This is a genomic window from Actinomyces sp. Z5 (genome assembly GCF_003287795.1).
Classification (GTDB): Bacteria; Actinomycetota; Actinomycetes; order Actinomycetales; family Actinomycetaceae; genus Actinomyces; species Actinomyces glycerinitolerans.
On the sequence record NZ_QMIN01000055.1, the window covers coordinates 1 to 22,289 of the forward strand.

At 67.3% G+C, this 22,289-nt stretch carries 18 protein-coding genes and 1 tRNA gene; 7 read left to right on the plus strand and 12 right to left on the minus strand.

Annotated features, from left to right (window positions below):
• Positions 1-108: 108 nt before the first annotated feature.
• From DRB06_RS07345 to DRB06_RS07355, 3 genes are all read right to left on the minus strand, one after another.
• Positions 109-846 (minus strand): phosphoglyceromutase, encoded by a 738-nt coding sequence (locus tag DRB06_RS07345; RefSeq protein ID WP_073328842.1) that lies wholly within the window; start codon positions 844-846, stop codon positions 109-111.
• Between the two features lie 135 nt (positions 847-981).
• Positions 982-1,317, minus strand: a complete 336-nt coding sequence (locus DRB06_RS07350; protein ID WP_073328839.1) for an Lsr2 family protein — start codon at positions 1,315-1,317, stop codon at positions 982-984.
• A 156-nt stretch (positions 1,318-1,473) separates the two neighbouring features.
• A tRNA-Thr gene (locus DRB06_RS07355) sits at positions 1,474-1,549 on the minus strand.
• Between the two features lie 117 nt (positions 1,550-1,666).
• On the opposite strand from DRB06_RS07355, the gene DRB06_RS07360 reads away from it, so the two are divergent.
• Entirely contained in the window at positions 1,667-2,740 is a 1,074-nt protein-coding gene (locus tag DRB06_RS07360; RefSeq protein WP_111819544.1) for an asparaginase domain-containing protein, read from the plus strand.
• On the opposite strand, the gene DRB06_RS07365 is transcribed toward DRB06_RS07360, so the two are convergent.
• Complete coding sequence (locus DRB06_RS07365; protein ID WP_111819545.1) at positions 2,741-4,360, minus strand: alpha/beta hydrolase; 1,620 nt, start codon at positions 4,358-4,360, stop codon at positions 2,741-2,743.
• A gap of 189 nt (positions 4,361-4,549) precedes the next feature.
• Between DRB06_RS07365 and DRB06_RS07370 the strand changes: the two genes are divergently transcribed.
• Entirely contained in the window at positions 4,550-5,485 is a 936-nt protein-coding gene (locus DRB06_RS07370; RefSeq protein ID WP_111819546.1) for a helix-turn-helix domain-containing protein, read from the plus strand.
• Between the two features lie 29 nt (positions 5,486-5,514).
• On the opposite strand, the gene DRB06_RS07375 is transcribed toward DRB06_RS07370, so the two are convergent.
• A complete protein-coding gene (locus DRB06_RS07375; protein ID WP_111819547.1) occupies positions 5,515-6,741 on the minus strand; it encodes a DNA polymerase III subunit delta' in 1,227 nt (408 codons plus the stop codon).
• A 368-nt stretch (positions 6,742-7,109) separates the two neighbouring features.
• A complete protein-coding gene (locus DRB06_RS07380) occupies positions 7,110-8,123 on the minus strand; it encodes a LacI family DNA-binding transcriptional regulator (protein WP_111819548.1) in 1,014 nt (337 codons plus the stop codon).
• A 153-nt stretch (positions 8,124-8,276) separates the two neighbouring features.
• On the opposite strand from DRB06_RS07380, the gene DRB06_RS07385 reads away from it, so the two are divergent.
• The 5 genes from DRB06_RS07385 to DRB06_RS07405 all read left to right on the plus strand — a co-directional run bounded on the left by DRB06_RS07385 (position 8,277) and on the right by DRB06_RS07405 (position 16,040).
• The gene (locus DRB06_RS07385; RefSeq protein ID WP_159097714.1) at positions 8,277-11,504 is read left to right on the plus strand and encodes a glycoside hydrolase family 38 C-terminal domain-containing protein; all 3,228 of its coding nucleotides are present in this window, start codon (positions 8,277-8,279) and stop codon (positions 11,502-11,504) included.
• Positions 11,505-11,506: 2 nt separating this feature from the next.
• Positions 11,507-12,685 (plus strand): hypothetical protein, encoded by a 1,179-nt coding sequence (locus DRB06_RS07390; RefSeq protein ID WP_111819549.1) that lies wholly within the window; start codon positions 11,507-11,509, stop codon positions 12,683-12,685.
• 81 nt (positions 12,686-12,766) lie between these two features.
• Positions 12,767-14,059: an ABC transporter substrate-binding protein gene (locus tag DRB06_RS07395; protein WP_073328820.1), complete on the plus strand. Its 1,293-nt coding sequence runs from the start codon at positions 12,767-12,769 to the stop codon at positions 14,057-14,059.
• 98 nt (positions 14,060-14,157) lie between these two features.
• Positions 14,158-15,117 (plus strand): carbohydrate ABC transporter permease, encoded by a 960-nt coding sequence (locus DRB06_RS07400; RefSeq protein ID WP_073328818.1) that lies wholly within the window; start codon positions 14,158-14,160, stop codon positions 15,115-15,117.
• Positions 15,114-16,040, plus strand: coding sequence for a carbohydrate ABC transporter permease (locus tag DRB06_RS07405; protein WP_111819550.1), 927 nt, complete (start codon positions 15,114-15,116; stop codon positions 16,038-16,040). The genes DRB06_RS07400 and DRB06_RS07405 overlap by 4 nt, the downstream gene beginning before the upstream one ends.
• A gap of 25 nt (positions 16,041-16,065) precedes the next feature.
• On the opposite strand, the gene tmk is transcribed toward DRB06_RS07405, so the two are convergent.
• The 6 genes from tmk to DRB06_RS07435 all read right to left on the minus strand — a co-directional run bounded on the left by tmk (position 16,066) and on the right by DRB06_RS07435 (position 22,268).
• A complete protein-coding gene (gene tmk, locus DRB06_RS07410; protein WP_258522189.1) occupies positions 16,066-16,860 on the minus strand; it encodes a dTMP kinase in 795 nt (264 codons plus the stop codon).
• 213 nt (positions 16,861-17,073) lie between these two features.
• On the minus strand, positions 17,074-17,646 hold the full coding sequence (locus DRB06_RS07415; RefSeq protein ID WP_111819552.1) for an OmpA family protein: 573 nt from the start codon (positions 17,644-17,646) through the stop codon (positions 17,074-17,076).
• Between the two features lie 48 nt (positions 17,647-17,694).
• Positions 17,695-18,633 (minus strand): sensor histidine kinase KdpD, encoded by a 939-nt coding sequence (locus tag DRB06_RS07420; protein WP_111819597.1) that lies wholly within the window; start codon positions 18,631-18,633, stop codon positions 17,695-17,697.
• 134 nt (positions 18,634-18,767) lie between these two features.
• Positions 18,768-19,550 carry a response regulator transcription factor gene (locus tag DRB06_RS07425; RefSeq protein ID WP_108968802.1) on the minus strand — a complete coding sequence of 261 codons (783 nt, stop codon included), beginning with the start codon at positions 19,548-19,550 and terminating at the stop codon, positions 18,768-18,770.
• Between the two features lie 29 nt (positions 19,551-19,579).
• On the minus strand, positions 19,580-20,182 hold the full coding sequence (locus tag DRB06_RS07430; RefSeq protein WP_111819553.1) for a DUF3060 domain-containing protein: 603 nt from the start codon (positions 20,180-20,182) through the stop codon (positions 19,580-19,582).
• An 895-nt stretch (positions 20,183-21,077) separates the two neighbouring features.
• Positions 21,078-22,268: an ROK family protein gene (locus DRB06_RS07435; RefSeq protein WP_108968928.1), complete on the minus strand. Its 1,191-nt coding sequence runs from the start codon at positions 22,266-22,268 to the stop codon at positions 21,078-21,080.
• Positions 22,269-22,289 lie beyond the last annotated feature (21 nt).

Genomic DNA, 22,289 nt, shown 5'->3' on the forward strand with positions numbered 1-22,289 from the left:
GGGGCTGAACGACGTCATGAACGTCGTTCAGCCCCGCCCGATCAGTTCGACCTTGGCCGCCCCGCGCGAAAGCCCCTGTGGGCCGGCGATTACGCGGGTGGCCGCGGATCACTTGCCCTGGTTAGCGACGGCGGCGATCTTCGCCTCGGCCTCGGGGTCCAGGTAGCGCCCACCCTTCTTAATGGGCTTGAGGGTCTCCTCATCGAGCTCGTAAACGAGCGGAATCCCGGTGGGAATGTTCACGCCGGCGATGTCCGCGTCCGAGATGTCGTCCAGGTGCTTGACGATCGCGCGCAGAGAGTTGCCGTGGGCCGCGATCATGATCGTCTTGCCGGTCTTGATCTCGGGGACAATCGTCTCCTCCCAGTAGGGCAGCAGACGGGCAAGCACGTCCTTCAGGCACTCGGTGGTTGGAATGGGCTCGCCGGCATAGCGCGGGTCGGTGTCCTGGGAGAACTCCGAACCGAGCTCGATGGCCGGCGGCGGCACGTCGTAGGAGCGGCGCCAGAGCATGAACTGCTCATCGCCGTACTGCTCGCGAATTTCCTTCTTGTTCTTACCCTGCAGGGCGCCGTAGTGGCGCTCGTTGAGCCGCCAGTGCCGCTCCACCGGAATCCAGTGCCGGTCGGCCGCGTCCAGGGCCAGGTTCGCGGTCATGATGGCGCGACGCAGCACCGAGGTGAACAGCTTGTCGGGCAGGACGCCGGCCTCCTTGAGGAGCTCACCGCCGTGGACGGCCTCGGCGCGCCCCTTCTCGGACAGCGGGACGTCAACCCAGCCGGTGAACAGGTTCTTTGCATTCCATTCGCTCTCGCCGTGGCGGAGCAGCACAAGGGTGTAAGCCATGTGGCCCATTGTGCCAGGCCCAAGCAGATGCCACCAGGTCCCGAGTCCTAAAAGGGCCCGGGACCTGGTGCTTACGAGAGCGCGCAATGCGCGCGGCGGCGTCGGGGGGGCGTTGGCGCCCGACGACGGCGCGGCTCAGGCGTTGTTGTTGCTCGGGTTGTTGGCCGCCATGTAGGCCTCGCGTACCGGAGCGGGGATGCGCCCGCGGTCGGAAACCTCGTAGCCATTAGCGCGCGCCCACTCGCGGATCTTCTGCGTGACACCGGCTGCCGGGCGACGGCGAAGCGTGCGGCGGCCACCGCGGCGACGGGCCTTAATGGTCCACTCCTCGATCGACTCACGCAGCGCGGCTGCGTGCTCCTCGTTTAGGTCGATCTCGTAAGTGACACCATCGAGGGCGAAAGTGATGGTCTGAGTCGCCTCGGACCCATCGATGTCATCAACTAGAACAATCTGCGTCTTCTGCGCCATATTGGTCCTCCTTGCCACAGATTTGCGGGTTCCGCCTCTACTACGGAATCACCCGCGAAACAGGATACGCATATCTGCGCAATTAAAGCAAGAAACTCGCCGAATACGGCACGCCGACCGGTGGACGCGCACGAGCCCTCGGCACGCAAGAGCCAATGGAGCCACCTGTGGGAATCGAACCCACGACCTATTCATTACGAGTGAATCGCTCTGCCGACTGAGCTAAGGTGGCCTGCCGCCAAAGCGGCGAAACGCAGGCTACCGCCTGCCGGCGCCGCCACGCAATCCAGCACCCCAATCACACCGGGTGGTTTACAGCACAGCGGCGCCGCCTGCGTAGGCTGTCCATATGCACGTCCACTTCACCTACGCCGGTGGGACCATTGGCATGGTTGACTCCCCCCACGGGCTGCAGCCAGGTGCCGACTTGGAAGCCTGGCTGGCCGACCTACTAGCCGCATTCCCCGCACCGAAGCACATGCCGGTGCCCCCACGCAGTGCCGGGCGGATCGCCCCGGACCGCACTGACGCGCAAGGCCGAAACACCTCTCTGACAACGCTGCACCCTTTGCTTGATTCTGCCCAGGCGGCACCACAAACCTGGCAATCGATCGTCAATGACCTGTATGCCCATGCCGACGTTGCCGACGCCTTTGTGGTTCTGCACGGAACCGACACCATGGCCTACACGGCCTCCGCCCTGTCCTACGCCCTCACGGAACTGAAGCAGCCGGTCATCGTCACCGGCTCCCAGCTGCCGCTGGGAGTATCCGACTCCGACGCCGTCGCAAACGTCGTCGGCGCCTTGCAGGCGCTCACCCAGGGCGCACCCCGCGGTGTGCACCTGTTCTTCGGCGGGCGCCTGCTCGCCGGCAACCGCGCCACCAAGATCTCCACCTGGAGCCTGACGGGTTTCGACTCCCCCAGTGCCGCGCCGCTGGCCCTGGCCGGCGCCCCCTGGCACTGGACGGCCAGCACCGCGGCCGGTGCGGCAGCAACCGTGCCCGGCGTCGTCTGGAAGGAACCGGCCCCCTTCGGCCGGCACGACGTGATCGTCGTCGACGCCGTCCCCGGGTTGAGCGCCGCGCGCCTGGCGCAGCTGCTGACGCCGCCCCCCGTGGCGGTGGTACTGCGGGCCTTCGGCGTCGGCAACCTGCCGCCGGAGCTGACCGCCGTGATTGCCCAGGCGGTGGCCGAGGGCGTGGCGGTGGTGGTCTCGTCCCAGTGCCTGCAGGGCGAGGTGGAGCTCGGCCGGTATGCCGCCGGCGACGGGCCGGCCGCGGCCGGCGCGGTGGGCAGCGGCGACATGACCCTGGAGGCCACCTACGCCAAACTGCAGTTCCTGGCCTCCCAGGGGCTGCGCGGGGCGGAGCTCGGTGCCTGGATGGGCCGCAATCTGGCCGGCGAGCTCACGGTCGAATAGTCAGCCGCGGCAGGTGAGCCCAGCCTCGGGCAGAACGCCGGCCAGCAGGTAGTCGTCGACGGCGGTGGTCACACAGTCGCCGGCGCGCCCGTAGGCGGTGTGCCCATTGCCCTCCCAGGTGAGCAGGTGGCCGTCGTCGAGCTGCTCGGCCAATGACTGCGACCAGGCGTAGGGGGTTGCCGGGTCCCCGGTGGTGCCGACCACCAGGATCGGGGCGGCGCCGGTGGCGTGGATCGCGGTCCGCTCGCGCGTGGACTCGTGCCCCCAGGTCTGGCAGAACAGGTCGGAGTAGCCCAGGTCGGCGCCGAAGGTCGGGGAGGCCTCCTCCAGCTGCGCGTGTTCCGCCGCCCAGCTGTCGGCGTCGCCCTCCACTGGGTGGTCCAGACAGTTGATGGCGTTGATGGCCTCGTCGCCGTTGCCGGAGTAGGAGCCGTCGTCCTCCCGGGAGGCGAACAGGTCGGAGATGAACAGCAGCAGCGTGCCGTCGTCCTGGTTCATGGCCTGGTCCAGTGCCTCGGTGAGCACGCTCCAGGACTCCGACTGGTACATGATCCCAAGGATCGCGGACTCGGCCAGGGAGTAGGTCAGGGGCCGGTCGGGGTCGGAGGTGGGAATCGGGGCGCCCTTGGTGACCTTGAGGAAGTCCTGAATCTGGGCGACACCGGCGTCGACGTCGCCGTGCAGCGGGCACTTGTCACCGCTTTGGCAGTCCTCAACATAGGTGCGCAGGGCGTTCTCGAAGCCGGCCGCCTGGGCGAGGGTCGTCTCACCGGCGCTGAGCGTCGGCTCGATGGCGCCATCCAGCACCATCCGCCCGACGTTGCCGGGGAACAGTTCGGCATAGGTGGCCCCCAGGTAGGTGCCGTAGGAGTAGCCGAGGTAGGTCAGCACGTCTTCGCCGACGACGGCGCGCAGCATGTCCAGGTCGCGGGCGGTGGAGATGGTGTCCACGTGGTCGAGCAGGTCGGCGGGGGTATTGGCCTCGCACTTGCCCTCATACCACTGGACGTACTCCACTACCGCCTCCTGGGCGGCGGCCTCGTTGTCCGCACCGTCCGCATCCGCGGTGGACTCCGCAATCTCGGAGGCGGCACGGTCCTCGTCCAGTTCGGCGTCGGTCAAGCAGTCGATGGCCGTCGAGTTGCCGACACCGCGCGGGTCGAATCCGATCACGTCGTAGGAGGCGATCAGCTCGTCGGAGAAATAGCCCTTGGCGGTTTCCACGAGGTCGACGCCCGAGCCGCCCGGGCCGCCCGGGTTGATGAACAGGGTGCCGATCGCGTCATCGGTTGCGGCGCGCCGTTTCATGGCGAGGTCGATCGTCTGGCCATCGGGGTCGTCGTAGTCCAGCGGGGCGGTGACGTAGGCGCAGGAGTAGTCCGCGTCGCCGTCAGTCTCGTCCATGCCCACGTTGGCGCACGGATACCAGTCGACCTCCTGCGCGTAGAAGTCCTCCAGGCCCGCGGGCACGGCGCTGGTCGACGCCGTCGCCCGGGCGGCGGGAGAGGGACTGGGGCCCGAACCGGATAGCGGACTGTCACACGCCACGAGGCCGGCGGCGGCGAATACGGCGGTCAGTGCCGCAAGCGCGCGGCGGCCAGGTAACTTGAACGGCTTCACCCGTGCAGCTTACGGGGTGGCCCCTCCCCCAGGCGGACGCGCGGCCGTGGAGCTCTCCCCATTGCGACGCAGCCGTTAGGCTCTGTCACCACGTCCCAGGGCCTATCCCGCCCCCTCTGGTCCCACCTGAACCTTGACGGGGACTGGGCGGGCCTCCCACGGCGGCCGGGCGGCGCCTACGCTGATCCCATGAGCCAGCAGCCGCCCGTATCCGCCGACGCCCGCGCCGAGATCAAGGACTTCCTGACCACCCGCAGGGCAAAGGTGACCCCGCAGATGGTGGGGCTGCCCGTCGTCGCCGGGCACCGCCGGGTGCCGGGGCTGCGCCGCGAGGAGGTCGCCATGCTCGCCGGGGTGAGTGTGGACTACTACACGCGCCTGGAGCGGGGGAATGCGGCCGGCGCCTCCGACGAGGTACTGGAGGCCCTCGCCTCCGCGCTGCTGCTGGACGACGCCGAGCGGCAGCACCTGATCGACCTCGCCCGCGCCGTCACCCCCACGGGCCGGATGCGGCGCCGTCGCGGGCGGGCCAAGAGCTGCGCCGTACGGCAGGACACCCAGTGGCTGCTGGACGCGACGCCCATGCCGGCCGCGGTGCGCAACGGCTCGGGCGACTACGTGGCGACCAACACCATGGCGCGGGCGCTGTACTACCACATGTTCGTGGACCCGATCCCGGAGGTGGCCGCGGAGCACCCGAGCATGGCCCGCTTCATGTTCCTGGACCCGCGTTCGCGGGACTTCTTCCCCAACTGGCAGATGGGTGCGGAGGACCTGGTGGCGATGCTGCGGCTAAGCGCCGGCGAGGACCCGACCGACCCGTGCCTGCAGGCGCTCATCGGTGAGTTGTCCACGCGCAGCCGGGAGTTCGCCGACCTGTGGGCGCGCCACGACGTCCGCTACGTGTGCCGCAATGAGAAGGTGATTAATCACCCGATCGTCGGCCAGATTCACCTGTGCTACGAGCCGGCCGCGATGGCGACCACCCCCGGAATGACCATGCTCGTCTACGGCGTGGAGCCGGGCAGCCCGAGCGAGGAGGCGCTGCGGCTGCTGTCGTCCTGGGCGGCCACCGAGCTCGCGCCGGAGCACACCGCCGCGGCACAGCCGGCCGAGCCGCGTTAGGCGGAGCCGACGGGCTTCCTTGGCAGCGCCTAGGCCTGGGGACGCAGCTGCACCATGAGGGATTCGACCGCCAGCAGCGGAGCGGCATTGGACCGCAACCGCTCACGGCACTCCTCGATGGCGGCGATGCGCGCCAGCGACTGGCGCGGCCCGGTGGAGGCGGCCACCTGTGTCACCGCATCGGAGAGGTCGATGTTGACCTGTTCGACGTCGCTGCCGAGCTGGACCACCAGCACGTCCCGGTAGAAGGACAACAGGTCGATCATCGCCCGGTCGAGCACGTCGGTGCGAGCACGCCGGGCGCGCCGCTTCTGATCCTCTTCCAGTTGCCGGACCTGGGCGCGCAGCGACGGCGGAACCCGCCCGCCCTCCTCCAGCCCGAGGGCTCGCAGCAGGGCGGCCTTCTCCACGGCGTCGCGTTCGGTGGTGGCCTGCGCGGCCTCCGCCTCGGCCGCGTCGACCAGATCGGCGGCGGCCAACACGGCGTCCCCCACGCTGCGCAGGGAGATGGGCGCCAGCAGCAGGCGACGGCGCCGCTCCCAGGCGCCGGGGTCGGTGGCCAGGTGGCGGGCGAGCCCGATGTGGGACTGGCTGGCGCGGGCGGCGCGGGCGGCCAGCTCCGGCTCGGCGCCGTCGCGGCGCACCAGCAGTTCGGCTACGGCGTCGGCGGGCGGGACGCGCAGCGTCACCAGCCGGCAGCGCGAGCGGATGGTGGGCAGTACATCGTCGGCGCTGGGCGTACACAGGATCCACACGGTCTGCGGGGGCGGCTCCTCGATGGACTTCAGCAGCACGTTGGTGGTGCGCTCGGCCATGCGGTCGGCGTCCTCCACCAGGATCACCCGCCAGTTGCCGGTCCAGGGACGGCGCTGCGCCTCACCGATCAGCGTCTTGACCTCATCCATGGTGATCAGGAGCTTCTCGGTGGCCATGCGCACCACATCGGGGTGGCTGCCGCTGAGCACGTCGCGGCAGGCCTTGCACACCCCGCAGCCGGGAACTTCGCCGGTGCACTGCAGGGCGGCGGCGAAGGCGCGGGCGGCGACGGACCGGCCGGAGCCGGGCGGACCGGTCACCAACCAGGCGTGGGTCATGGCGGAGGCGTCGACGGCGCCGGCCTCACCGGCGACTATGGCCTCACCGGCACCGGAATCGCCTCCCCCGCGCGCGGCTACGGCCACACGGGCGGCCTCGGCAGCCGCCCGGAAGGCGGCGACGACCCGCTCCTGCCCGACGACGTCTTCCCATACGCTCATACGGGTACCCGGAGGCGAGGGAATGAGCCGTTGATCACCGGCGTCGGGATGGACTGATTCACCCCACCAGGCTAGCGGCAACCGCCGACGCGTTCAGCCCGCCGATCCGCCTTGCTCGCCCGTGCCGGCGGACAGCTCGACCGAGCTTCAGGTCCCGCCGAGCGGCCCGATTGTCAAAATCGATGACAAATGGCTCGCCAGGCCACGCGCACCGGCTCGACATCCGCATGATTCCACCATTTTCAAGAGCGTCGTGGACGTCGACGCCCCCGTTTGTCATCATTTTTGACTCTTAGCCACCCAACCTTGGGCGCGCCGACACATAACCGTGCCGCCAAACGCCAGTGACTGGGCCGCGGCAGCACAAACTATGAGACTCGGCGCCGCGAGGAGGCGCGCACCACGAGGGTGGGAGTCATCAGGCGAACGGTCTGAGACGTCTGTTCACTCAAATACGTCCGTAAGAGCCTGGCAGCGGTTTGTCCCATCTCGCCCGGTTCTCGATGAATGGCCGTAACATCGGGAGTCAGTACACGCAGAACGGCAGAGTCCTCCAGGGACACGACGGCGACGCCGGGCCCGATGTCGCTCTGATCCTGCTTCAGCACGGACAGACCACCAACCGCGAGCACTTCGTTGTCGTAGATGATTGCGTCGGGGACGCGCCTGCTCCCGATGAGTTCGGCAGTGGCCTGACCGCCGGAGCGCTCCGAGTAGTCGGGAGCCTGCACGACCATGATCTCGACTCCCTCACGCCTGCCGGACGCGGATAGGGCGTTGGTGCGCCGCGCATTGTGCATGACGCCGGCGGCACCGGAGACGTAGGCGATACGAGCGCATCCCTGTTCGATCAGGTGCATCAGGACCATGTCCATCATGCCCTCGTCGTCCCCGACGACGGCGGGCATACCGGACACATCCGGCTCACCGACCAACACATACGGAAGGCCGAGTTCACCAAGAACTGCCAAGCGCGGATCCTCGCTGCGCGGGTCGACCACAACAACCCCGTCGACACGGCGCTGCGCCCACCACGAGCGGTAAGTAGCGATCTCCTCCGCCGTTGTCTCGACAATCTGCAGCACGAGGGCGAGTCCGTCTGCCGCCAACTCCCCCTGCATACCAACGATGAATTCGAAGAAGAAGCGTTCGGCGGCGACAGCATGGCTCGGCTTCGCAATGACCAGGCCCACAGCACCCGCCCGGGAGGCAGATAGGGCCCGCGCGGCGGCATTCGGCGTCCAACCCATCTGATTCGCAACGGCAACCACCCTGCTGCGGGTGCTCTCCGAGACGCCCGGACGGCCGTTGAGGGCGAAAGACACAGCCGATGGGGATACACCGGCTACCTCCGCAATATCACGGATGGTGGGACGTTCCATGATGGCAGTATGCCATAGCTGATCGTCTTATGAAGTTCCGTCGAAAACGCTTGACCCCCTACATAACACGGTTTAGCCTGGGCTGCCATCAGGCAGTCCGCCACCGACGACGGACACTCGCCGTCTCATCCGCCCGCGCCGATGGAGGCCGCCGTGCACGACAACCGCCCGATGCTCCTTAAGCACATTGACCGCATTCTCAATGAGAAGGTCCGCCCGGCCGGCCTCGAGACAATCGCCCCCTTGCACGTCGAGGCCTGGGAGGTCACCGATGACGCCGGACCTGTGGCTGGCGTCCCAGGGGCAGGCGCTCCAGTCCCCTTCTCGGTTGCTATGTCTTCCCACACCCCCTACCGCACCTTCACGGTCCCCGGAGACTGGGGACCCGCGTGGGGCACTACCTGGTTCCGGGTGAGTGTTCAGATCCCCGCCGAGCTGCGCGGCGAGCACCTTGAGCTGGACATCGACCTCGGCTGGGCCTCCCATTCCCCCGGCTTCCAAGCCGAAGGACTGGTGCGAACCCCTGACGGAAGCATCCTCAAGGCCATCAATCCGCGGAATCAATGGGTTCCCGTGTCACCGACGCTACTGGACGATGCAGGACGCCTCACGTTGTACATCGAGGCCGCATCCAACCCGCTGCTTCTCGGGGTTCCTCCGTTTCAGCCCACGGCCGCGGGATCCCGGTTCACCCAGTCCTGTGCACCGCTATACACGTTCCGCACGGCTCGTCTTGTCCGAGTTCACGACCAGGTGCGCGCCCTCGCCGCGGATGTCGACACCCTGTTGGGTCTCGCACGGACACTGCCAGAGGATTCTCCGCGCATGTGGAAGGTCCTGATCGGCACCTCGGAGGCGATCGACCGGCTCGACCCCGCAAATGTTCGCGCCGCGGCCGCTGAAGTGCGTGAGCTGTTGAGGCCGCTCCTGGCCACACCCGCCGATCATGACGCGGTGACTCTTGGGGTGATCGGGCACGCGCACATCGACTCCGCCTGGCTCTGGCCCGTCCGGGAGTCACGGCGCAAGGCGGTCCGCACTCTGGCCAATGTGATACGCCTGCTCGAGGACGGATCACCCATGATCTTCGCCCTCCCCGCCGCTCAGCACGCCGCATGGGTCAAAGAGGAAGATCCGGCGCTGTTCGAACGCCTCAAGACCCAGGTTGAGGCTGGTCGCATTGTTCCGGTCGGCGGTTCCTGGGTCGAGCCCGACGCGGTCCTGCCCTCGGGCGAGTCCCTGGTGCGCCAACTGACCGAGGGAACGGCCTTCTTCCGTGACGAGTTAGGAGCCGTATGCCATGAGATCTGGCTTCCCGACTCATTCGGCTACACCGGAGCGCTGCCGCAGATCGCCCACCTCGCCGGTTACGACAACTTCCTCACGCAGAAGATCTCCTGGAACCAGGTTGACGTGTTTCCCCATCACACGCTGTGGTGGGAGGGGATCGATGGCACACGGATATTCACCCATTTCCCTCCTGCGGACACCTATGGCGCCGAGGCTAGCGCGGAACAGATACAGCACGCCCAGCGCAACTTCAAGGAGAAGGGGCGGGCCACCACCGAGCTCTTCCTCTATGGCTACGGCGACGGCGGGGGTGGCCCGGTCCGCGAGATGCTCGACCGCATAGAACGCAGTCAGGATCTCGCCGGTTCGCCCCGGATGGAGCACATGACCTCCGAGGAGTTCTTCAATCGCGCTCGCACGGAGTATTCGACGGCTCCGGTATGGGTCGGGGAGTTGTACCTGGAGAAGCATCGCGGAACACTCACCAGCCACGCCGCCACCAAGCGCGGCAATCGCGAGGCCGAGGCGGCGCTGCGCGAAGCCGAGACCTGGTGCACGACCGCCTGGGTACGTGGTCTACTCGCCGACGACGTCTACCCCGCCGCCCTCCTCCGCCGGCTGTGGCGCGCCACCCTGCTGTGCCAATTCCACGACATCTTGCCGGGATCATCAATCGCCTGGGTTTACGAAGAGGCCGAAACCGCGCTTCAGCGGGTCATAGCCACCGCGCGCGCCCTGGCCACAAGCGCGCGTCGTGCTCTGGCCGACCAGACTCCGACCGCTCTTCTTTCCGAGCCCGCCCCCGCCGCTCCCCGCAGGACGCTTCCTCCCCCGGAGCACAACGCTGCGCCCGGCGATGCTCCATGCCGGCTGGTCTTCAACACGGCGCCGGCATCGCAGTTTGTGGACGGCGTGGAGATTCCGCCTCTGGGAGCCGCATTGGTGACGGCCGCAGACGCCAGCGCCAAGGCCGAGCAAACCGACGTCGTGATCACGCGATTGGAGGACGGCGGCGCGATCCTCACAGTCGACGACGCACATGCGGAGCTCGATGCGTCGGGAGCGGTCGTCTCACTGTCATTTAATGTTGACGGCAGTCGCCAGGAGATCATTCCGCCCGGGCAACGACTCGGCTGCCTCCAGATCGCCAACGACTTTCCCAACGAGTGGGACGCCTGGGACCTGGATCCCTTCTACCGCGCCTCCATACATGAACTCCCGGGCCGGCTGGTCGAGACGCGCGCGGAGAACGGGGCGGCGCAAGCCGTCGTCGAGGTGCCCTTCGGGAACTCGCACGCCCGACTGACATGGACCCTGACAGGCGACAGGATCGACCTCAGAGCCGACGTCTCCTGGCACGAGAAGGAAAAACTGCTGAAGCTGGCATTCCCCGTCGACGTGCACACCGACTCCGCAACCTATGGGGCGCAGTTCGGCCACGTACGCCGTCCCACCCATGAGAACACCTCCTGGGACGCTTACCGCTTCGAGGTGTGCGCTCACAAGTGGATTCAATTGGGCGAACCCGGCCGCGGCGTAGGCATCGACAACGACGCCACCTACGGCTGGGACATAACCCGCCACCCCCGTAAAGGCGGTGGCACCTGGTCACTGGTACGGGCATCGCTGCTACGGTCCGCCCGCTTCCCAGATCCGAACCAGGACCAGGGCGACCACCTGTTCCGTTTCTCAGTGCTCCCCTCAGCCGGAACACGACAGGCCCGAGAGGCGGCGTACCGTCTGGATCTACCGGTGTGGGAGTGCGCCGCTCCAGGTGACGCCGTCGGCGTCGTCCCACTGGTTACCGCGACCGGCGCCGTCATCGAGTCGCTCCACCCGGCCGATGACGACTCCGGGGATGTGCTCGTGCGCCTGTATGAGGCGGAGGGCGTACGCACCCGCGTAACGCTGCGTTCCGAAGACCTGGTCGGAGCCGTCGGCACAGACCTGCACGGGCATCCCGACTCCACGCTGGGCGTTGATATAGCGCCCGTCACGGGTGAGACGGGGGCCTGGGGCTTCGAATTGCACCCCTTCGGAATCGCAACCGTGCGGATGAGTCAGAAGCCGAAGCACGCAGGAGGCCACTGACAATGAGGTTCGGCGTCAACTACACGCCCCGTGTGGGATGGTTCCACTCCTGGCTGGATCTGGACCCCGCACTCGTCTCCGAAGACATGGCCACGATACGGTCGATCGGGGCGGACCATGTGCGGATCTTCCCGTTGTGGCCACTGCTGCAGCCCAATCGCTCTCTCATCCGACCAGCGGCCGTCGACGATGTTCTGCGCGTAGTAGATATCGCGGGCCAGGCCGGTCTCACGGTTACCGTCGACGCACTGCAGGGGCACTTGTCCTCATTCGACTTCCTGCCATCGTGGGTGACCAGCTGGCACGATCGGAATCTCTTCACCGATCCGAAGGCAGTGTCGGGCCAAATCAGGCTGGTGCGAACTCTTGCCCGAGAGCTCTCTTCGCGCCCGCACGCCGACGGCTTGAGCCTGGGCAACGAGTTCATACAGTTCGCCTCCGCCCGACACCCGCACCGTTCACAGCTGAGCGCCGACGAGGCCGAACGCTGGCTGACCACGCTCTTGGGGGCCGCACGAGAGGAGTGGCCCACCGGCGAGCTCACACACTCCTTCGACGACGACCTGTGGTTCGACGATTCCCACCCCTTCACGCCTGCCCATGCACTTCTGGGAGACACTACGACGGTGCACTCGTGGGTGTTCATGCAAGTAGGCCCGCGGTACGGCAGCGGACATCCCGCTCTGCCGCTGTTCGCACGCTATCTCGTCGAGCTGGCCCGCGCCTGGGGAGGACCGCGCCGATCCATTTGGTTGCAGGAGGTCGGCGCCCCGGTTACATACGTGCCCAACAACGACGCGCCCGCTTTCATCACCGACACCATCGCGCACCTCACGGGGTTGGACGGCATGCCGTCAGCGCGGAACCTGGAGGCGATCACCTGGTGGTGCTCCCATGACGTCTCGCGCGACCTGACTGATTTCCCGGAGCTTGAGTACTCCCTCGGCCTCATCGACTCCACTGGAGCGATCAAGCCCGCAGGACGCGCCTTCCGCGAAGTCGTCGATGCCGCGCGCGACTCAGCATCCACGCACGCAGCATCACCGGGAGACCAGCCGCGGTTCGTCCTTCCCACAGCGGATCCCGCGCGCCGTTCCACGACCGGCCCGAACTCGGAGTTGTTCGACCAATGGCTGCGAATGGCTTTGCAGGGCACCGTCCCCGAACTCCGGCTGCACTGAGGTACTCAATCCGTACTAAACCGGTGTAGTCTCTATCCAGTGGCACGGACGCCACCGCTTCAAAGACGAAGGGAGTCCACCATGAAGCTCACCCGCCGCTCTCTACTCATGGGCCTGTCCGTCACAACGGCAGCGACTCTGTCCGCCTGCACCGGGTCCACCGGCTCCAACAGCTCGGGTTCGAACACCGGGGCCGCATCCGGGTCCGGAGAGCTGTCCGGCGAGATCACCTTTCAGACCTGGTCACTCAAGGACGACCGCTTCACACCATACTTCGAAAACCTCATCAAGTCCTTCCAGGACGACAATCCCGGCACCACCATCAACTGGATCGATCAGCCCGGAGACGGCTACGAGGAGAAGGTCCTCCAGCAAGCAAACTCCGGCGAATTACCCGACGTCATAAACCTTCCCGAGGGCTTCGCCTACAAACTCGCTCAGGTCTCGCAAGTGCTGGATCTGAAGGCCGCGGACGCAGACCTCCTGAGTTCCTACGTTCAAGGCGGTCTGGACGCCTACACCTACGACGGCATCGAGGGCGTCTACGGCTACCCGTGGTACCTGGGCACGGACGTGTGCTGGTGGAACACCGAAATGCTGGAGCAGGCCGGTCTGTCCATTGACGACGCCCCCACCGATCTCGACTCGTACATCGATTGGTGCACCACCGCCGCACAGAAGGGGGTCTACCTGGCCTCCACCATGCCCGGCCTCACCGAGATCAGCGACTACGGAGTCGACATCTTCAATGGCGAGGAGTTCGCCTTCAACACCGACCAGGCAGCCGAAATCGTCAGCCGGTACGCCGAGTTATACGAGATCGGAGCCATGCCGGCCGAGGTGCTCAACGACGACTATGCCGGCAATGCCACCATGTACACCCAGGAAAAGGTGGGATACACCACGGCCACCGGCTCGTTCGTCACCCAGCTGACGAACGACGCCCCGACCCTCCTCGACAAGACGGACTGCTCAGCACGCTTCACCACGCCGCCGCTGTACATCCAGGGCATCAGTGTTGCCGCGAACTCGGCGAATCCCGACTTGGCGCTCGCGTTCGCCCAATACGTGACGAATAACGACAACCAGGTGGAGTTCGTCAAGATCGCCCAGGGCTTCATGCCCGGCACCCTCGAAGGCAATGAGGATCCGGATGCCCTCACTGAAGACATCTCCGACCCCCTGATGAAAAAGGCAGTGGAACTGGCGGCGGCCGCGATGTCCAGCGCCGAGACGGTCAAGCCGATCCAGTACACCGACGATATGGACACCTACACACAGCAGCAGATCGCGCTCGCAATGAAGGGAGACATCTCCGCCAAGGAAGCGCTGGATGCCGCCGTTCAGTACTGCAACGAGAATCTCAACGTTTAACGCTCCATGACGGGGCGGGCGCATGCCCGCCCCGTCTCCCCGTTCCCACGTCCGGGCCTGCGCTTCACGCAGCCACTCACCCACCGGAGGCCAACCGCATGCGTCTGCGTCAACGCCTTACCCCCTACATCTTGGTCGCACCGGCGACGATCTGGGTCCTGGTATTCGCCCTGTGGCCGTTCCTCAATACCGTCATGCTGGCCTTCACCGATGCGAGACCGCTACGTCCCGCCCAGTTCATAGGCCTGGACAACTTCAAGAGGATTCTGGACGATCCACAGGTCGGCTACGCCCTGACCACCTGTTTCGTCTACGTACTCGTGTGCGTTCCACTACTGACAATCATCCCCCTGCTTCTGGCACTGTTGATATCGAAGTACATGCCCGGAATGTCGTTCTTCAGAACCGTCTACTACTTCCCGGTCATAGCCTCGGTAGTTGTCGTGGGCATCATCTGGTCATGGATGTTCGACTCACGCGGGGTCGTCAACCAGGCGATCGAGTTCCTGGGCGGAACAGGCATCTCCTTCTTGACCGATCGCTGGTGGATCCTCATGTGCTCCATACTCCTGACCACCTGGAAGGGGCTGGGATACTACATGGTGGTGTACTTGGCCGCCTTGGGCAACGTGGGTCGCGAACTGCACGAGGCGGCCGCATTGGACGGCGCCGGCCCGATTCGCCGCTTCTGGTCCATCACGGTCCCCGGCGTACGAGGAGCCATGCTTCTGGTCTCCGCCCTGATCACGACCTCCGCGATGCGCATATTCTCCGAGATCTACATCCTCACCAACGGTTCCGGCGGGCCCGGTGGGCAGGCCATGAGCCTCGTCATGCTCATTCAGCGCAAGGGAGCGGGACTGGATGGCCAACTCGGCTATGCCTCCGCGCTCTCCGTGGTGCTCTTCCTGCTAACGATCGGGCCTCTACTCCTGACCGCTTTCATCAACAACGGCACCGACATAGCCGCCATGCGCAGCAGGTTGCGCAAGCGCCGCGCGCACCGGGCGGCACTGCGCGAGAACGCCAAACGGGCTAGTGAGAGGGCCTCGCGATGACATCGACAGCAGCCAAGCACGCGGAGGCCCCCGCTCACACCCTCGCCAAGCCTTACAAGGATCGTTTCTGGCGGCGCAAGGGGGAGTCGGACTTTCTGAAGCCCACTGCCGCCGGCGCCGTCGTGCGCTATGTCCTGCTCATTCTCATGGCGGTAATCGCCATCTTCCCCTTCCTGTGGCAGCTGTCCACCTCGTTGAAGGGCGCATCCGAGAATATCTACGCATTCCCGCCGCATCTGGTTCCGGAGCATCCGACACTGGAGCACTACGCGACGGTCTCGCGCACCATACCGATTCTGAAGTACGCCTGGCACTCCCTGCTCGTAGGTGTGGCCACAGTGGTCAGTCAGGTCTTCTTCTGCACCTGCGCCGGCTACGCCATGGGCATCTTGAAGTTCCGCGGCAAGTACCTCTTCATGGCAATCTTCCTGTCGACGCTGCTCCTTCCGGGCGAAGTCACGCTGACCAGCCAGTATCTGACCGTCAGATCGCTCGGCTTCGCCAACTCTCTTGTCGGCGTCTTCCTGCCCGGGGCGATCGGCGCCGTCAACGTCCTATTGATCACGACTGCGTGCGCGATGATCCCCAAGGACATCCTCGAAGCCGCAGAGATTGACGGCGCGTCCACCTGGCAGCGTATCCGGCATGTGGTGTGGCCGAACATCCGCGGTATGGTCAGCGTCGTCGCCCTGTTCTCCTTCATAGGCGCCTGGGATGACTTCCTGTGGCCCCTCGTAGTCCTGTCGGATCCCGAGAAGTACACGCTCACGGTCGGAATGCAGTACCTGCAGTCAAACTTCGGTTCCAACCCGCGCGTCGTCGCCGCCGGCACCATCATCGCGCTCGTCCCCATCATCATCCTGTTCGCGCTGGCGCAGAAACAGTTCTTCAGCGGAGTTCAGGAGGGCGGCGTCAAGGGCTAGTTGTCAACAGGACTTCCTCGGCACGTTACTGTTGCAGGCCTCGGCGGGGAAGGACGGCGCGGAAGGCCTTCAAGGCAGCATGGACGCCATGGCCCGCGGAGTTGGCTCCCGCGGCGGCGCTGGCTCGGGCACCCCCGCTCTCCAGACGCAGTCCCGCCCCGCGGGCGGCAATGAGCTGCTCGACCAGCCCGGTCACCTCCGCAGCCACCACCTCGACGGGCCGCTCGGCGTCGACGAGCTTGATGCGTTCGGGCTCCTGGCGCGCCAGCACCCGGAACTCCTCACGCAGGGCGGCGTGGAAGGCGTCGGGCTCGCGCTCCAGGCGGTCGCGCCGACCGCGGGCGTCGGTACGGGCTGAGCCGACGGCGGGATCGGCGTCGAGCAGGATGGTCAGGTCGGGCAGCAGACCGTCGGTGGCCCACAGGGATAGGTCACGCACCTCCTGCGGGCCGAGCGCACGGGCGGCGCCCTGGTAGGCGACGGAGGAGTCCAGGTAGCGGTCGGTCAGTACCACCTCGCCGCGGGCGAGCGCGGGACGCACCACCGTGGCGACGTGGTGGGCCCGGTCGGCCGCATACAACATGGCCTCGGCGTGCGGACTCACGTGGCCGCCGTGCAGCAGCAGGTCGCGGATCCGGTCGCCCAGCTCGGTGCCGCCGGGCTCGCGCGTGCGCCGGTAGGCGATCCTTGCCGCGGTCAGCAGCGCGCTCAGGCGGTCGATCTGGGTGGTCTTGCCGACACCGTCGCCGCCCTCGAAGGAGATGAACAGGCCGGGATAGGCGTGCACAGGGGGCACCGGGGCGAAAACGGACAAGTTCACGGCGCCAGGGTAGCCGGAGACCACGCCGAGTCGGGGCGGATCCCCGTTCACCGGACCACCCCTGTCACAAAATGCACCACTTTCCAAGGACTGGCCGTGTTCTAGAACCGACAAACCGTAGGATTCCGCGGTCACAGTCGGCATAAGCTGCAGCAGCAAGTCCTAAAGTGGTGCATTCCATGACACCGCTTCACGCCCAGCGCCGCACCCGCATCAGAAGGCCGGAACGTAGATCTCTACGCGACGGTTGAGTTGGCGCCCGGCAGGATTGTCTAAGCCGTCCTCGTTCTCGTTGGGCGCCACCGGCCGGGTCTCGCCAAAGCCCTCGGCCTCCAACAGCGCGGTCACTCCGTCCTGCTCCAGGGCGTCGAGCACCGCCTGGGCCCGCTGCTCGGCGTCGACCTCGATGCTCTGCACGCCCCGGCTGACCAGCGCGGTACCGTCGCCCTCGTTGACGATGCTCACCGAGCCGTCCTCATAAACCGCGCCGCCCTCACCGTCGTTGACCAGGGAGGAGTCGCCGTCCGAGGTGATGACCGAACCGTACCCGCCGACGACGGTCATGCCGCCGTTCAGGACCCCCGCCTCGTCACAGCGCGCCGGGGAGACTGTGATGCCCGGGCGGGGCTGGATGTCCCCGGTCAGGTCCGGGGTGAGGCTCCCGGTGGAGGAGGTCAACAGGCCGAGGTCGGGCAGCGCGAGTGCCAGGGCGCCGACGGCGATGCAGGCCGCAGGGGTCTGGGGGAAGAAGCTGCGGCACCGGGTGGGGGCGGTTCGGGGATTCACGACGTGGGCCCTTGTCGCTGGTTCTCTGAGGGTGTCGGGTGTGTACGTCTATCGGGATGCGCGGGGTGGTCCAGGGGGTGCGGCGGCGGGCGGGCCGGCCACCGGCAGGGTCAGCCACACCCGGGTGCCCACCCCCTCACGGGAGGCCATGCGCACCTGCCCGCCATGCCGGCCGACGATGGTGCGCACCAGCGCCAGCCCCAGTCCGGAGCCGGGCAGGGCGCGGGCGTTGGAGGCGCGCTCCAACTCGCGGAAGACGCCGTCCAGCTCCGCCTCGGGCACGCCGATTCCGGTGTCGGCCACCTCAATGGTGACGGCACCGGCCTCCTCCCTGCCGCGCACTTCCACGGCCCCGCCGTCCGGGGTGTACTTGGCGGCGTTGGTGAGCACGTTGTACACGGCCGAATACAGCAGGTCGCCGTCACCGCGTACGTGCGGCAACGGCCAGGGCACCGCCGGCAGGTCCAGACGTACCCGCACCGCCGCGCCGCGTCCGGCAGCCTCCTCGATGACGGCGGAGACCGCGTCCTGGACCGTCTCGGCCAGGTCCACGTCCTCCACCGCCAGCGGGGCGGTCTCCAGCTCGGCGAGCTTGCGCAGGTCGGTCAGCAGACGACTCATCCGCCGCGACTGGGCATCCACCACCTCCAGATCCGCGGCTACGACCGGAGTGGCGGTGCGGGAGGCGTCGGCGACGGCGGCGCGCACCGCCGTCAGCGGGTTCTTCAACTCGTGGTCCAGGCGACGTAGGAACTGCCGGTGGCGGGTGCGCGCCTGTGCCTGCGCCTGCGCGCGCAGCCGCTGCTGTTCGGCCCGGTGGCGTCGCCGGGCGACGACGACCAGCGCCACCGCCGTCAACGCGCCCCCGCCGGCCAAGGCCACGGCCACCGGGACGGCGGTCGTAACCGACAGGGTCAGCCCGCCCCAGGCCGCTTGGGCGAGGGCGGTAAGGGCCGCCACGGCGATGACGCCGCAGCCCCACCACAGCCAGAACCGGCGGCCGGACCGGGTGTGAGTACCGGCGTCAGCGTCAACGGGCCCGCCCCCGTTTTCCGCTCTCAGGCGTCCGGCGTCACCGATCGAACGGAGCGCGCCGGATATGTCCGATCCCACCGGCGCGCTCACGTGTGCACCTCGGCGCAGAAACGGTAGCCGCCCTGCGGCACGGTCTCAATGAAGATCGGGTGGGTGGCGTCGTCGCCCAGGGCGCGGCGGATCTCGCGGATGCGGTGGTCTACGGCGCGGGTGGAGGACACGAAGTCGATGCCCCACAGGGCGGACAGCAGCGCCTCGCGAGTGTGCAACTCGCCGGGGTGGCTCATCAGATAGTCCAGCAGGGTGACCGCCTTCGGGGTGAGGGACACCTCCCGGCCGGCCAGGGTGACGCGGCGGGCGGCGCGGTCCAGGGTCAGCTCACCCGCCATCAGCCGGGACGCCGCCGTCAGGGGCTGGCCGACGCCGCGGGTGCGGCGCAGGACGGCGCGGATTCGGGAGGCGAGCTCGGCGGGGTCGAAGGGCTTGGACAGGTAGTCGTCGGCGCCGTCATCCAGGGCGGAGACGCGCTCATAGGAGGCGTCGACCTGGGTGAGCAGGATGATCGGGGTCCAGGTGCCGCCGGCCCGTACCCGCCGCACGAGTTCACGCCCGTCCATGCGGGGCATGAGCACGTCACTGACGATGATGTCGATGCTGTAGGCGCCAAGCAGGTCGAGCGCCTCCACACCGTCGCTCGCGCGCAGCACCCGGTAGCCGCTTCGCTCCAGGTAGGAGCCGAGCGAGGCGCGGATCGGGGCTTCATCGTCGACGAGCAGGACGGTAGCGGCGGGTTGGCCGGCCGCCGGGGAGGCGGCAGGCTGGCCGGCCGCCGGGGAGGCGGGGGGCGGGGCGGGTACGGGCCGGGGCATGGGCTGCGCGGTCGGGTTGTCCGGGCCGGTCAGTCGGTCAGCTGCTCGACGGTGTTGTCGGCGCCGATGTCCTGAATGCTCGGGGCGCCGTCAAGGTAGTAGACGGTGACATCGGAGCCGAACACCTGGATCGTGTCGGCCTGGCGGAGGTAGACGGTCACGTCCGAGCCCTGCACGGTCAGAGTCCCGATGGTCTCCGCGGAGACGGTGACCTCCGAGCCCTGAATCGTCAGGCTGTTGAGCTCTCCGACGAGGTTGTAGGTGCCCCCGGAGCTCTGGATCGCGTAATCGCCGGACACGTTCTCCTGGGTACCGTTCGCAATTACGCCGAGCCAGTCGGAGTCGGTGATGTCAGCGGTGGAGGCACCGACGGCGGCGTCGGCGTCGGTGTCGTCCGTATCGGCGTCTGCGGCGGCATCTGCGTCGTCCGTATCGGCGTCCTCGCTGTCGTCGGTGTCGGTGTCGTCCGCGCTCTCGGTTGTCTGTGTGGCCTCCTCGGTGGCCACGGCGGCGGTGGTCTCCTCCGAGGCGGAGTCGCCTTCCGAGCCGCCGACGCTGATGGAGCAGGCGGCCAGGGAGACGCCCAGGGCCATGACGGTGGCGGGGACGAGGAGCTGGTTGGGGATACGCATTGGGGTTCCTTCCGGCGTACAACAATTCGTGTGTCGGAAGATTACAGGCCCGCATAAGGCAGCCGTGTCGCTGCACTGTCGCAATCCTGCGATCTGGACGCAGGTCACATGCGAGCTCCGGACAACGCCGGGCACAGCCGCGCCCACGGAGACTTGGAGCACTCCGGGTTTGAGGGTGTGTGGTGGGGACTGCGGTGGTGTCTGCGGTGTGTGGTTGCTTGCGGTTGGGTCGACTGACCCGTGTCTGCTTGGACCGCCAGGCTGCACTTGGACCGCCAGGCTCTACTTGGACCGCCGGGCTGCACTTGGACCGCCCTAGACGCTGTCTCAGGCGGTCCAACTGCGATTATGCGGTCCAACTGGAGGAACGCGGTCCAAGTAGAGGCCAGGGAAAGGTGCGGGCGCCGGTCCCGACCGGCCACACCGCCGCCAACCAGCGCACCGGGCGCGAGCAGGACCCAAGCCCCGGGCGGACCCGAGCCAGCTGTGCCGGTCTCCGTCGAGTACGGCAACGCCTTGAGAGTCCCAAACGGACCCAAGCCGGCTTTTCCGGCCCCCAGGGGGTCGTGGTGTCGGATTCCGGGGGCGGCCTCGGGCACGCGGGGAGCCTGTCTGCCCACGAACCGCCGTCGGCGTCGAGTCCCGCGCGTGGCGGCACAAAGTGTCCAGGATCGGCACAAACGACTCCGACGCGGCCCGCGGCCATGGGCAGAACGTTGGAATCATGCGGATTCCAAATCGGCTCCAGCGGTCGGCGACGGCCTTAGTGCCGAATTCGGACATTCCGCCCCACGGCGCGGCACCCGGGCACACACCACCCACACCCACCAGCACCCAGCCCACCAGGTCGGCAACACTAACCACCCCGCCACACCCACAAGCCGGAAAAGCCCGTTTAGGAGGAGCGGATTGCGGCATCCAAAACCATGGCCGCGGCTCCCAGCGCCGCGGCGGTGCCGCAGTTCTGTGAAAGCCTCGCCGACACCGGACGCGAGGCGGCCGCCCCATAGCGCAGTTTGAGCTCACTCTCAATGGCCCGCAGGTACACCGCGCCAGCGCCGGCGGCACTCGGCCCAGTGAGGATGACGGCCGCATTGTCCAGCACGTTGACGACCGACCGTATCGCTACTGCCAGAGCGCGAGCGGACTCGGCGAGCAGACGCCGCGCGGACTCGTTCCCCAGGTGCGCGGCCCGGGCGATCGCCGCGAAATCCGCCTCGACCGAACCGCGTGAACCGACCTGCGCCCCCAACCCTGCGGGGCCGGCGATGTCGGGGTCCAACAGCGCCCTGGACACCACCGCTTGTGGTCCGGCAACCGCCTCCACGCAGCCGCGGGCCCCACAAGTGCACACCGGGCCGTTGAGATCCACGCAAACGTGCCCGAGCTCGCCGGCATTGGCCGAGGTCCCCCGCTGCAAGCGGCCGCCGACCAGCAGTCCTCCGCCGATGCCGGCACCCAGGTAGACCACCAGGGCGTCGTCTGCGCGCCCGCTCGGAGAAACCCACCATTCGCCTAGTGCCGCCGCAGTGGCATCGTTCTCCATGAGGACGGGCATGCCGGTCGACCGCTCCAACGCCGCGCGCAGTTCATCGCGGTCGGTCGCGGAGGTCGTCCCGGGCAGACCGCGATCGGCGGGTCCCGCCAGCACCACGCCGGTTCCAACCAACTTGGTGTTGTCGATTCCGGTGCCGGCAATGATCTCCGCAATGGCCTCCTGCACAGTCTCCCGCAGACAGTCCTGTCCCACGCCCTTCCCCGGGTCTGTTGGCAGCTCTCTCCGGGTGCGTCCAATGATCGCGCCCAACAGGTCGGTCAGCACCAGCACCATGTCGGTGCGCGTCAGGTGCACACCGACCGCATACCTAGAGTCCGGCGCAACCCGCACGAAGGTTCGCGGCTTCCCACCGGTTGATGGAGCTCTTCCGGTTTCCTCAAGCAGCCCCTCATCCAGCAGGCGACGAGTAATGGTCGAGATCGACGCTCCGGTCAGCCCGGTCCGCTTGACCAGTTCCGCCCGTGAGGTGCGCTCCAGAGCGCGCACGAGGTCGAACACCAGCGCCTTGGTATCGGTACCTCGTACCATCCACTGTCTCCTTCATAATCC

Excerpts from the sequence above, each read along its gene's own strand:
- DRB06_RS07345 (WP_073328842.1), bottom strand. The coding sequence starts at position 846 with ATGGCTTACACCCTTGTGCTGCTCCGCCACGGCGAGAGCGAATGGAAT.
- DRB06_RS07350 (WP_073328839.1), bottom strand. The coding sequence starts at position 1,317 with ATGGCGCAGAAGACGCAGATTGTTCTAGTTGATGACATCGATGGGTCC.
- DRB06_RS07360 (WP_111819544.1), top strand. The coding sequence starts at position 1,667 with ATGCACGTCCACTTCACCTACGCCGGTGGGACCATTGGCATGGTTGAC.
- DRB06_RS07370 (WP_111819546.1), top strand. The coding sequence starts at position 4,550 with ATGAGCCAGCAGCCGCCCGTATCCGCCGACGCCCGCGCCGAGATCAAG.
- DRB06_RS07375 (WP_111819547.1), bottom strand. The coding sequence starts at position 6,741 with ATGAGCGTATGGGAAGACGTCGTCGGGCAGGAGCGGGTCGTCGCCGCC.
- DRB06_RS07380 (WP_111819548.1), bottom strand. The coding sequence starts at position 8,123 with ATGGAACGTCCCACCATCCGTGATATTGCGGAGGTAGCCGGTGTATCC.
- DRB06_RS07390 (WP_111819549.1), top strand. The coding sequence starts at position 11,507 with ATGAGGTTCGGCGTCAACTACACGCCCCGTGTGGGATGGTTCCACTCC.
- DRB06_RS07395 (WP_073328820.1), top strand. The coding sequence starts at position 12,767 with ATGAAGCTCACCCGCCGCTCTCTACTCATGGGCCTGTCCGTCACAACG.
- DRB06_RS07400 (WP_073328818.1), top strand. The coding sequence starts at position 14,158 with ATGCGTCTGCGTCAACGCCTTACCCCCTACATCTTGGTCGCACCGGCG.
- DRB06_RS07405 (WP_111819550.1), top strand. The coding sequence starts at position 15,114 with ATGACATCGACAGCAGCCAAGCACGCGGAGGCCCCCGCTCACACCCTC.
- DRB06_RS07425 (WP_108968802.1), bottom strand. The coding sequence starts at position 19,550 with ATGCCCCGGCCCGTACCCGCCCCGCCCCCCGCCTCCCCGGCGGCCGGC.
- DRB06_RS07430 (WP_111819553.1), bottom strand. The coding sequence starts at position 20,182 with ATGCGTATCCCCAACCAGCTCCTCGTCCCCGCCACCGTCATGGCCCTG.
- DRB06_RS07435 (WP_108968928.1), bottom strand. The coding sequence starts at position 22,268 with ATGGTACGAGGTACCGATACCAAGGCGCTGGTGTTCGACCTCGTGCGC.